Consider the following 242-nt stretch of genomic DNA (forward strand, 5'->3'; position numbering starts at 1 on the left):
ATACAGTTTCTTATCGATGTTATTGTGATCGTAGAGTGAAATGTTTTGTTCAGAAATATTTAATAACAGGGAAATTTCATGTTTTTTGGAGATTATTCCTGATTGAAAAATACTACTTTGAGACATGGTCTCTACATATTCCCGGAACTGCTCTTTGGTAAGCTTCTTATTTTTAATGTGGGCCATTGTATGCTGAGATTTGTCAGAGGAGTACAATACATAGCGAACAGTACCATCTTTTT

1 protein-coding gene is annotated in these 242 nt (G+C 33.5%); it reads right to left on the minus strand.

Annotation, left to right across the window (positions count from 1 at the left end; all coding sequences use genetic code 11):
- The coding region (locus tag SB724_RS21565) for a hypothetical protein (RefSeq protein ID WP_410573087.1) at positions 1 to 242 on the minus strand (242 nt) is incomplete at both ends.

The organism is Bacillus sp. SIMBA_031 (assembly GCF_046535225.1).
In the GTDB taxonomy this organism is placed as follows: Bacteria; Bacillota; Bacilli; order Bacillales; family Bacillaceae; genus Bacillus; species Bacillus velezensis.